Annotated in this window: 9 protein-coding genes and 1 pseudogene; 3 read left to right on the forward strand and 7 right to left on the reverse strand. The window is 35.5% G+C overall.

Features of this window, described 5'->3' with window-relative positions; translation table 11 throughout:
* Positions 1-85: 85 nt before the first annotated feature.
* Positions 86-475: a sugar-binding domain-containing protein gene (locus MHH42_RS29545; RefSeq protein ID WP_081339700.1), complete on the reverse strand. Its 390-nt coding sequence runs from the start codon at positions 473-475 to the stop codon at positions 86-88.
* Positions 476-1,111: 636 nt separating this feature from the next.
* On the opposite strand from MHH42_RS29545, the pseudogene MHH42_RS29550 reads away from it, so the two are divergent.
* A pseudogene (locus tag MHH42_RS29550) lies at positions 1,112-1,201 on the forward strand (IS6 family transposase); the annotation flags it as partial.
* 78 nt (positions 1,202-1,279) lie between these two features.
* Here the strand turns inward: MHH42_RS29550 and galE are convergent.
* The 5 genes from galE to MHH42_RS29575 form a co-directional block, all read right to left on the reverse strand.
* Positions 1,280-2,266 (reverse strand): UDP-glucose 4-epimerase GalE, encoded by a 987-nt coding sequence (galE, locus tag MHH42_RS29555; RefSeq protein ID WP_070174305.1) that lies wholly within the window; start codon positions 2,264-2,266, stop codon positions 1,280-1,282.
* Entirely contained in the window at positions 2,263-3,792 is a 1,530-nt protein-coding gene (galT, locus tag MHH42_RS29560) for a UDP-glucose--hexose-1-phosphate uridylyltransferase (RefSeq protein ID WP_340895150.1), read from the reverse strand. The genes galE and galT overlap by 4 nt, the downstream gene beginning before the upstream one ends.
* The gene (locus MHH42_RS29565; RefSeq protein WP_070174316.1) at positions 3,789-4,958 is read right to left on the reverse strand and encodes a galactokinase; all 1,170 of its coding nucleotides are present in this window, start codon (positions 4,956-4,958) and stop codon (positions 3,789-3,791) included. Before MHH42_RS29565 ends, galT begins: the two co-directional genes overlap by 4 nt.
* Before the next feature lie 184 nt (positions 4,959-5,142).
* The gene (locus MHH42_RS29570; protein ID WP_340895152.1) at positions 5,143-6,174 is read right to left on the reverse strand and encodes a galactose-1-epimerase; all 1,032 of its coding nucleotides are present in this window, start codon (positions 6,172-6,174) and stop codon (positions 5,143-5,145) included.
* Between the two features lie 20 nt (positions 6,175-6,194).
* Positions 6,195-7,655: a glycoside-pentoside-hexuronide (GPH):cation symporter gene (locus tag MHH42_RS29575; RefSeq protein WP_340895154.1), complete on the reverse strand. Its 1,461-nt coding sequence runs from the start codon at positions 7,653-7,655 to the stop codon at positions 6,195-6,197.
* 253 nt (positions 7,656-7,908) lie between these two features.
* Between MHH42_RS29575 and MHH42_RS29580 the strand changes: the two genes are divergently transcribed.
* Positions 7,909-8,814, forward strand: coding sequence for an AraC family transcriptional regulator (locus tag MHH42_RS29580; RefSeq protein WP_070174309.1), 906 nt, complete (start codon positions 7,909-7,911; stop codon positions 8,812-8,814).
* Positions 8,815-9,100: 286 nt separating this feature from the next.
* Here MHH42_RS29580 and MHH42_RS29585 read toward each other — a convergent pair whose 3' ends face one another.
* Positions 9,101-10,084, reverse strand: a complete 984-nt coding sequence (locus MHH42_RS29585) for a DNA-binding protein (RefSeq protein ID WP_070174310.1) — start codon at positions 10,082-10,084, stop codon at positions 9,101-9,103.
* A 358-nt stretch (positions 10,085-10,442) separates the two neighbouring features.
* Here MHH42_RS29585 and MHH42_RS29590 point away from each other — a divergent pair, with 358 nt between their 5' ends.
* Positions 10,443-11,603 carry a tyrosine-type recombinase/integrase gene (locus MHH42_RS29590; RefSeq protein WP_340895156.1) on the forward strand — a complete coding sequence of 387 codons (1,161 nt, stop codon included), beginning with the start codon at positions 10,443-10,445 and terminating at the stop codon, positions 11,601-11,603.
* Positions 11,604-11,664 lie beyond the last annotated feature (61 nt).

Consider the following 11,664-nt stretch of genomic DNA (forward strand, 5'->3'; position numbering starts at 1 on the left):
AGAACTTGAACTCGAATTCCGCTGCACTTACACTTACCTCAGCTAAGCGACTTTCTAATTAGTTCCCCTCCTTTAGCTCCATTCATCAATTTTTCAACGTAAGTGACAAAACACCGCCGCTGGCCGTTTTGTTGGCTTGTAATGCATCGGAAATATGCAACTTGTTCGTAATTCTCATTGTTACGTCTCGATAAATTCCACCATAGTAATGAAAGTCAAGATTCGCAAGCGGCTTGCCTAGCGGTGTATCAGGATTGTCAAAGCTGTACACCCTTACCGCCAACACATTGGTTTGTCCATATTTCACCTTGCTTGTGATGTCCACGGAATAACCTATATACCCGTCATTGTGGGTGTGAATTTTTTCTCCGTTCAAATAAACATCACTATCGGTCATTACACCCTCAAAATCAATATTGATTGTTTTGCCCCTATAACTTTCATCGATTGTGAAATATTTTCTGTACCAGCCAATTTCCTGTTAAACAGCGCTCGCGCCATCGTCGAAGCCAACACTCTCAGCACCTGCCAGATCCCCCTCGATTAAATCCCTAATTATTGTTAAAATTTAATATTGTTCTTTCATTACTCCGAATAATTCCCTGAGCAGTGCTTGCGAAGATGGATAAATTCGGAAGCACTATTTCCAACATAAGTGTCAAGACTATAAGTCTTGTTAAAACCTTCATCTAATGAACAAATGCACCTAAGGCATGGGAACCATGGCGTTTTAATTTCCCATTTACGTTCATTCCCCTTTTTGTAATTTTTCCTTCAACTTAATTTTAATAATGACAAGAAAGCGTTTACAAAGTCACACATAAAAAACTAAAGAATTACATTAATCTCCTTCCCATGGTATTCTTTTTCAAGTATAGTTTAACAAGACAACGCTTTCTATTTTATATCATTTTGTGACCTTTATTAAACCTTTTGTTGCATTTCTTCTTTCAAAAGGCAGATTAGGTTAGTTATAGTCATCACGAAGAGGGGGCGAAGCCCATTGAACAAGCAATCTTTATGACAAAAGAACAGCATCACCTCTCAAGCACACTTTATTTTGATTTTTGTGGTTTTTCAAAAACGCTGCCTTTTCAGGTTCTGGTGCAAAATGGTAAAAAAAGGGCAACTTGTTTTACTGGACAAGTCTGCCCCAAATCAAGTGAAGTTCATCCATCAACTATTTGGAATTGCTGCTTAAGACTAGATTCCACTAGGAAACTTTTCGCCTCTTTATATCTTTCCTAAGTATTTGCATCAGAACCCTTTTTCGAATGTTTTAATACCCTTCTGGATGACTTTGATGCCATTTCCATGCTGTAGCGATAATATCCTTAATAGAAGTATATTTTGGTTCCCAACCAAGAACTTCCTTGGCTTTCACACTTGATGCAATTAACACATCTGGATCACCTGGGCGACGCGGACCGATTTTTGCTGGAATTGGATGTCCTGTGATCTCACGAGCAGCTTTAAGCATTTCTTTATTTGAAAAGCCTTCTGCTGAACCAAGATTAAATACGTCCGATTTTCCGCCAACTTTTAAATATTCTAGCGCTTTGATATGCGCATCGATTAAATCTACTACATGGATATAGTCACGGATGTTTGTTCCATCCGGCGTGTTATAATCGCCCCCATAAATCATGAGCTCGTCACGCTGACCAAGTGCTACCTGTAAAATAATCGGAATTAAATGTGTTTCATCATTATGGGCTTCTCCAATCGAACCATCTTCTTTTGCACCTGCAACATTAAAGTAACGAAGCGCCACATAATTCATGTCGCTTGCCTCGCTTTGCCATCGCATCATTTGTTCCATCATCAACTTACTTTGACCGTATGGGTTGATTGGCTTTGTTGGAGTTGTTTCCTTAATTGGTATCTCTTCTGGAATTCCGAACGTTGCAGCAGTTGAAGAAAAGACAATGTATTTCACACCGAATTCTCTCATGACTTCTAAGGTAATCTGCGTGCCGTAAACATTGTTATTGAAATATTTCAATGGCTCCGCCATTGATTCACCAACAAGTGAAAATGCCGCAAAATGCATCACACCTTCAACATACTTTTCTTGAGAGAAGACTTCACACATGAATTTCTTATCACGTATATCTCCCTTGTAAAAACGCGCTTTTTCATGCAACGACTCGATATGACCGGTCAATAGATTATCGATTACCGCTACATCATATCCATTTGTGATTAATTGATTGACGGCATGTGAGCCGATATAGCCTGCACCACCTAAAACTAAAACTGTCATTTCGTCATCACCTTTCGATTTGTGCTTTGTAATTCTTTGATAAAGCGATCAAACCCTGCTCTACCATCTCTATTCATCTTATAGACACCAGCATCTTCTAAGACGCGTTCAAATTTTTTTGCAACTTCAGTTTGAAGAAAGCTTTGGATGGTCTCTTCTATATAGCCGCCCTGGGCTTTTAATTCATTTGCCCATTTTTGATGGATTTCAGGAACATTGGCTTCCTTATCTAACAAATACAGCTCAACTTCATGAAGCTCCTCAATCAAACGTGGAGGAAGAATCGCAAGACCCATGACTTCAATAAGCCCGATATTTTCTTTCTTAATATGCTGTACATCTGGATGTGGATGAAAAATTCCATCAGGGTATTTTTCATCCACATTATTATCACGCAGTACAAGATCAATTTCATACTTTTCTTCGCGACGTCGCACAATTGGTGTAATCGTATGATGTTTTGTGCCATCTTTTGATTGCGCACGTATTTGTAAGAATTCATCTGAATAGTTCTTCCAACTTTCATGGATGTAGGTGCTGGCATTAATTAGTTCTTCTTTGTTTAAAGAAGAGAGGCGAATCACACTCATTGGCCAGTTGACAATACCGCAAGAAATATTTGGGTAGTCAGATAGGTCAAATGTTTTAAGAACTTTAGCCTTTGCCATTGGGAAATTATGGCGTCCAGCTTGGTAGTGATCATGACTTAAGATAGATCCTCCTACAATAGGTAAATCCGCATTTGAACCAATGAAATAATGTGGCATGATTTCTACAAAACTAAATAAACGAGAGAATGCCTCACGAGAAATCTTCATTGGTCGATGCTTCTTAGATAATAAGATGGAGTGTTCGTTAAAGTATGCATATGGTGAATATTGAAAACCCCATTCTTCTCCATCTAGCTCGATGTTAATGATTCGGTGATTGCTTCTACCTGGATGGTTCAAGCGACCGAAATATCCTTCATTTTCAATACAAAGTAAACATTTTGGATAATTGCCCCTTGGAGCATTTCTAGCCGCTAAGATCTCTCTTGGATCTTTCTCTGGTTTGGACAAATTAATAGTAATCTCAAGTTCCCCATATTTTGATTCTGTTAAATAATGAATATTTTTTTCAATCGCACGGGTCTTTATATAATCATTGCGTTTACTTAGTTCAAAGAAATAATCCGTCGCTTGTTCAGGACTTTTGCGATATGCCTCCTGAAAATTCGCATTGATCTTGGATGGAAATGGTGTAATTACATTCATTAAAAGCGCTTCGAACATATCACGATTGGCTTGGTTTTTAGAGATAATAAGATTTTCTGTCGCTTTATCCATAAGCGTATCTAACAGCACATGTGGGTCCGTTTCGACTGAGCTGGTAATATCGCCCATTTCCGATTCGCCAATCAAACGTAAAAGTTGATTGTGCATATAAATTCGGTCATTTTCCTCAATGGCTCCATTCTCAATTGCAAGTGTAGTAAAATCATAAATTGCTTGACATGTGTTCATCGTTTCCACCTCATTCATCATCCAATCACTGTAGTTCCACTACCAATGTGTGCCACATAAAAGACAGGCGCATATCCCACAACTTTGAGATATTCATCATAAACATTGTTTTTAAAAGTGTACGTTTCACTTTCTTTTACTAATGCGATGGCGCATCCCCCAAATCCAGCTCCAGTCATACGGGCTCCAAGCACACCCTTTTGTTTTTGCGCAGCGGCCACCAATGTATCTAATTCAAGCCCGGTTACTTCATAATCATCTTTTAAAGATACATGAGAAGCATTCAATAGCTTTCCGAATTCTTCTAAATTACCTGCAGTAAGAGCTGCTTTGGCTTTTTTTGTGCGTTCATTTTCGTAAACTGCATGCTTCGCGCGTTTAATTAGGGTTTCATCTTCAATAAGATTTTGATTTGCATCAAATTCTGTTTCACTTAGTTCTCCAAGTGCATGAATCTCTAATTTCGTTTGAAGACGTGCGAGTGCTTCTTCACATTCAGCACGGCGCTCATTATATTTTGAATCTGCTAGTTCACGACGCTTATTAGTATTCATAATTACAATAGCATAGTCGTCCAAAACCACTGGAACCATTTCATACTCTAACGTATTGGTATCAAGGAGAATCGCTTTGTCTTTCTCACCAAATCCAATGGCAAATTGATCCATGATACCAGAATTTACACCAATGAATTCGTTTTCAACTTTTTTACCCATTTTCACTAATTCAAGTCGCGTTACGTCTAAGTTGAACAAGTCTTCTAATACTACGCCTACAAGTAATTCAAGTGAAGCACTACTTGAAAGTCCCGCTCCATTTGGAATCGTTCCTTCAACTAATAACTCAAAACCACAGTCTATTTTATGACCTGCTTCTTTCAGTGTTAAGATAACTCCTTTTACATAATTTGCCCAATTAGCATTTTTATCGTAATCTAGTTCATTCAACGTGAAGCTAATCACTCCAATTTCTTCAAAGTTCTTTGAGTAAACTAATACTCTATCATCCTCCCGACGTCTAGCTACTCCGTAAGTTCCATAAGTAATAGAAGCGGGGAATACATAGCCACCATTGTAGTCTGTATGTTCTCCGATTAAGTTGATACGTCCTGGAGAAAAATATTGAGTTGTTTCTTGAGGTCCAAATACCTCAGCAAATTTTAAAGCTAGTTCACGTTTCTTTTCCATAAGTATAAACATCCCTTTTGCATTCATTTTAAATAAGGAAATTATCTCAGTATTCACTGGTTCACTTCTAACAGTGCATCATTATTCCTAGACGCAACATCGTATTTTAAATAATTTCTGATAGTAGTATCTAATTTTTTCTATACATGTTTCATAATTTAAAGAGACTATCCAAAATATGATCTCAAATAATATGAAATTCTGTCATCGTTTGATAAGTTGAATCCGACCTAAGAACCATATCCCCAAAATGAGAATACTGTTCAGCACCCGGGGAAACCTGTGTTTCAAAGGTAATTCCGCCATGGTTTGCAAGTTGCTTGCCATGCATGAGAGGCGTATTCTCACTAAAATTTGCCGTAAAGATGACGACACTTGGTTCTTTTGTGGCTATTTCAATTGTAACCACTTCATCCGGGCTAATGAGTTTCACTGAACTATGTGATAGTTCAGGTCGGTTCAAGAAAAATGGGTGATCAATTCCATCCACTAATTCTTTTTGACCAAAAGTACTATTGAAGGTTTCTTTGAGTTTAACTGGCTTTCGAAAATCAAACGTAGTTCCTTCTACAGGCCACTTTTCACCAATTGGAATACTTTTCAGATTAAGTGGTGCAAATCTATTACTATCCACCCATAATGTGTGTTCATCTACAGGTTGCGTTACATCACCAGTTAAGTTGAAGTACACATGATTTGTTGGATTAAACAAGGTATCTTTGTCACTTGTCGCCCTAGTTTCTACTTTCCAAACATTCGTGTTAGTTAACGTGTAACGTATCTCGACATCAAGATTCCCCGGAAAACCATTTTCACCATCTGGACTTACCGTGTGAAATATCACTGAGACCTCATCATTATTATCGATAACTTGATATTGCCACTTTTTGCTTTCAAATCCTGGAGTACCGCCATGTAAAGTGTTTCCGGTTGTCTCATCAATTTGTACTTTATAGATCTTCTCATCAATTTGAAAAGTTCCATTTTGAATTCGTCCAGCTACTCGTCCAATTGAGGCACCAATATATAAATCCTTTTCAAGATATTCCTTTGCCGTATCAAAACCAAGTACGAGCTCACGTAGACCATTCGTTGTTGGTACCTTTAAACTCGTAATGCGAGCACCTAAATCTGAAACAGTCAATTGCAGGCCGTTCAGATTGATAATAGTGATAATCGTATAACCTGCACCGAAATCTTTTGTTGTAATGTTCATTTTAAATATCCCCTACTCCTTTATTTAGAATGAGCAAGTGCAGCGCTAGAATTGAACTCTTCATTTGCTTCCTCGTCATGAGTTAGTTTTGCTTCTAGCTCTTTGACGATTTGTGCATGTTTTTTCTCTGTTAATGTAATCTTCCATGCGAAAATGATGGCAGAGAAAATCATGAGTGCTGCTGGAAGGTAGAACGCATAAAGATGAAACGTTGAAACACCCTGTGCAGTGATGTCTGCTGCTTTAGCATTACCAGTCATCCCAGCAGCAACAGCTACAAACCCAACGATTCCGTTTGATAAAGCTCCAGCAATTTTATCGAGTAATGGACGAATTGATAAAGTCACAGCTTCGTTTCGGGTACCATTTTTCCACTGTCCATATTCAACTGAGTCGGTAATCGTCATCAAAGCTGAAAGGAAAATTAGCTGCTGAGGGAAGTAGTAGAGCACCAATCCCACCATAACCACTGGTAAACTTGTTCCAGCTAAGATGAAACATACATATGCCAGAAGCATCATCACAATACCGCCAATATAGACAAAACGTCTTGAAATTAATTTCGTGAGCGTTGGGAAAAGTGGAACAGCAATTAAGCCTGATATAGCTGCAATTAATCCCACAATCCAGAAATCACCTGAATTTCCTAAAATATATTTGAATAAGAAGAATAACACAGCAGTAGTTGCAACATTGGCAATCGCATATGCAATATATGAAAGTGCTAGCCACATCAATTGATCGTTTTTAGTAATAGCTTTGAAAATATCTTTAATGCCTGCTTTTTCTTGTTGCTGACGAATTACGCTATCATTTTCTTTTGTGCCAAGTGCTGTAATAATCGCTGTTCCACCAGCAATAACAGCAGCAATTAAACCAAACCAAAACCAACCAGAGGCACCTTGAGAATCTTTACCAGTCATCAAGAACGTAAAGAAGGTGACGATTGGTACAACTGCTAGTGTAGTTCCGTTTGCACCAAGTGATGAACCAAGTCGTGCAAATGTTGCCAACTTTTCTCGTTCCTTAGTGTCAGTGCTTAACGCTGGAATCATCGACCAAAAAGCAATATCCTTAAATGAATAAAAAACATCGAGCAAGATATAAACAATTGCAAATAAAATGATGAACAGTGTAGTATTATGAATTGCAAGACCAAAGAAATTGGTAAATATGCATACAAGAAAGATAGAACTAACTACACCACCAATGACTAACCAGGGCTTAAACTTCCCGAATCTCGTTTTTGTGTTGTCAATTATTCCTCCAATAAGCGGATCAAAAACAATTTGTACCAATCGTATTACTACGATTAAACCTGTAATAATTCCAATCATTTTTCCAGTCGTTGCTTTATCAGCCCCAGTGAACATCGCGCTCGTAACAAAGACCATAAAATAAGTACTCAAAGTTGCATAAAATATGTCATGACCAAATGCACCTAGGGCATAGGAAACACGTTGTTTTAAATTTCCATTCATTTTCATTCTCCTTTTTTGTAATTTTTCTCTTCACTGAATTTTAATAATGATATAAAAGCGTTTACAAAGTTAAACATAAAAAAACTAACGAACTACATTAATTTCCTTCCTATGATTTTCTTTTTCAAGTATAGTTTAACAAGAAAGCGTTTTCTGTTTTATATCATTTTGTGACCTTGATTTAACCTTTTGTTGCATTTCTTCCTTCAAAAGGTAGGTTAGGTTAGAGTAATCACGAAGAGGGGAAAAGCCCATGGAACAAGCAATCTTTATGAAAAAAGAACAGCATCACTTCTCAAGCGAACTTTATTTTGCTTTTTGTGGTTTTTCAAAAACATTGCCTTTTCATGCTTTTGGACCAACTGTACGTAACAGCTATATTATTCATGTCGTGTTGGCCGGAAAAGGAAAGTACTATGTAAAAGATGAAAAATATTCATTAAAGAAAGGAAATATTTTTCTCATTCGCCCAGGAGAATCAACATTTTATCGCTCGGATGCAGAAGAACCATGGTTGTATGCGTGGATTTCATTTGGTGGGAAGGTAGCAGACGAAATTATTCATTATTCGAGTTTTAAAGAAGGTACCTACTCTGTTACCTCCACTAATATTCAACAATATTTGGATATCATCTTGGAGTGTATGAATTGCTCCAGCGATACATTAGAAGGTGAATTAAAGTTGAATGAGTTGACCTATCGGTTTTTAAGATTATTACTTACAGATGGTGGCGAATTCTTAACAGGAGTAAAACAAAAGTTTTCACGACTCGCGATTGAAGCAATGACATATATTAGTAATCACTATCTAGAGGAGATTACAGTAAGGGATGTGGCAAATCATCTTGCGGTCAATAGAAGCCATCTTTCGCGGGTCTTTCAGAATCATTTCGGGATGAGCATGAAGGGCTGGATTTTAAGAGTCCGCATTAATCACGCAACGTATTTACTTTCAATGACAAATGAATCGGTAGAAAACATTTCTTATCAGGTGGGCTTTCGTAGTTTAGTAGTCTTTAGCCGCATATTTAAAAAATTGATTGGAGAAACACCTACGCATTATCGGAAACGTATGTCGAAAGAGAATTCCCAAACAATCTCTTTATCAAGCTTGAAGTTCTTACTTGATGAACAAGAAATTATTTCACGGGCTACTTAGGAAAAACGGTTGTGGTGCAAATACTTAGGAAAGATATAAATAGGCGAAAAGTTTCCTAGTGGAATCTAGTCTTAAGCAGCAATTCCAAATAGTAGTAGATTCCTAATGGAATCTACTACTATTTCTAATCTACATATTATTTGCACCAGAACCATTTTCCATACTCTAAATATAAACAGACAAATTCCCCATATTAAAATATTTCTAGATTCTTGCAATGAAAAGAGAATCACTAGAAGTACAGTGATTCTCTTTTCATTAGTATCTTTCTAATATGATGAAAATTTTAACTTTTATACAGCATATGTTGATTAATTTTATCTTGGATTGCGCTTGCAATAAATTCTTCAATAGAACTGTTCGTTTCATTTACAATCTTTGTGATTGTATGATATTCATTGCTTGTTATAGTTACTGCCTTAGTGACACTACTGCTATCTAAATACACACTATTATTAACACGTCTTGTTAATTTTCCTTCTATTATATATGGGGTTAAACAATCAATCCATTCTATCTGCATTTGCATTGGTAATTGAATAATCGATTGACGAACATCAAAGTACCAAAAACCATCTTCCTCAGAAACCTTAATATTTCTTGGTGATACGTACTGTAGTAATAAGTCAATTAAGTGAAAAGTGTTGCTTCGCAATTGATTTGATTTAGGAAAACGGAATTTTACAAACTTTTGGTGATGACTTCTTGGTTTATCGGATAGAACATATGCAGGCTTATACCCCACTTTAATTGCATCTTCTAGTGTCATATTGCTTCCAAACTCATCCATAAGTACAATATCCCCACGCTTCGGAATAGATATAATGCGTGCTAATTTATTACCTTCCATAAATTTTTGGAACAATACTACATTATACTTTTGTGAGAATGTATATAGAGTCTTGGTCTGATCCAATTGCTCTACCAATCCGTGTATTTCTTCCTCATTTACAAATTTAGTCTCACGATTACGATGTTTCTGTATAGTACAAGTTAAATTCCCTTCTTCTATCCACTTTTCAAGTTGATACATGCTTACATTATAATCTTTGGCTGCTTGATATAAGGTAATTCCTTCTGTCTCACGATCTTTTTTCAACTCTTCTATGTCTTCTCTCTTAAATAAAAAGCTACCATCTAAACGCCAGGTCTCTCGATTAATTGGAGTTAATTGTCCTTGTTTCATAAGAGTGTTAAAAATGAAGCTACTAATTCCTAAATAAGCTTTTACTTCATTTGTATTCATATTTATTTCTTGTCTTTCAAACATTACTTTTCCTCCTATGTGTAAATTTCTATTATATGAAATCAATAATTTTATTATGTAAATTTAAATATCTAAAATATAGAGTGTAAATTAATTATAACACAATTAATGCTTAATTTATTTTTAAATATATATGAAATATAAATTCGATTTCTAATTAAATTATCTTTTATGTAATTTCAAATTATACAAAAGATAATTTATGATTATAAATAGATAATAACCATAGAAAATGTGAGTTTTTCTATGGTTGCTATAACTTTTCATTTTTATAAAATTTAATTTTACTATATAACTAATTTTGAATTAACTTAAGTTATAATAATAAATATAAAAAGAATTAATAAGGAGTTGAAGGATAATGCTAATTGAATTGAATACAATTCATAATGAAACTTCTTTAGAAAACATAGAGAAACAAAAACAAAAATTTACAAACATAATTGCATTATGGAATCGTGATTATATAAATGAAGCTGAATTTAAAAAAGAAAATAATGAAAGAAAAGATACATACACATATGAGGGATTTTCTGATGAAGAGATATTATATTACTACTTGAACCGGCAAACCCATTTTGATCAAGAGAAACGTATTAAAGATGCTTCTAGAACTCTATATGCACGTGATCTAAGTCAGTTTTACTTCTTTGTCAAACAAAGTACGGATTTTTTGCAGAAAGATGTAACAGATTTTGAAGCTGGACAAGTCTGGAGGAATTTAAGAAAACGGCATATCCGTAATTATCAAAAATGGTTATCTCAGGAGGCAATCTCTTATCAATCAAAAGAAAAATACAAAGCATCTACAATTAGTAGAAAACTTGGTGTGATCCGTTCCTATTTGAAATGGCTATATGAAATTCAATATATCCAGGATCCTCTTCATATAGAAATTTTAAGTACGACGGTGAATAAACAATATAAATCAAAGCGTGAGTTATCATATGGAGAAGTCAAACAGCTTCTTCATTATTATAAGGATAATGAAATCAATTATGCCTTACTATCGGTCCTATCTACCACAGGGTTACGTGTTGCGGAAGTAGCGCATGCAAAATGGGAAGATCTTGAATATGATGATATACGCGGACGTTATTATTTAACAGTTGATACAAAGGGAGATAATGAACGGATTGTTTCTATTAATAAGGAAATTTTCAATCGTATTGTTGCGTTTCGAATCCGTAGGAGATTACCTATAGATTTAGGAAATAAAAATGGCGGGACTATTTTTCAAACGAAAAACTATACTGCTTATAGAGAAAATTACTTATCACAATATATTTCTAAGATTATAAAGGACACCAAGTTACCCTTTACAGAGAATATCCGAATTACTCCCCATTTCTTTAGACATTTTTATGTACAGTATTTATATGATTATAAGGGACTTCCCCCCCATATAATAGCAGCTGCAGTAGGGCATAAAAATGATAGAACTACAAAAGAAAATTACTTGAAGCAAAGACTTACTAAAGATAATGATGCAGGAAATTTAATTGGTAATGATGAATTTTAATATGTAATAAATATATAATAATTTATAGGAGAATTTGTTGTTATAAGGCTTTACCCGCACT

Origin of the sequence: Bacillus sp. FSL L8-0099, assembly GCF_038006385.1 — a bacterium.
GTDB lineage: Bacteria > Bacillota > Bacilli > Bacillales > Bacillaceae_G > Bacillus_A > Bacillus_A toyonensis.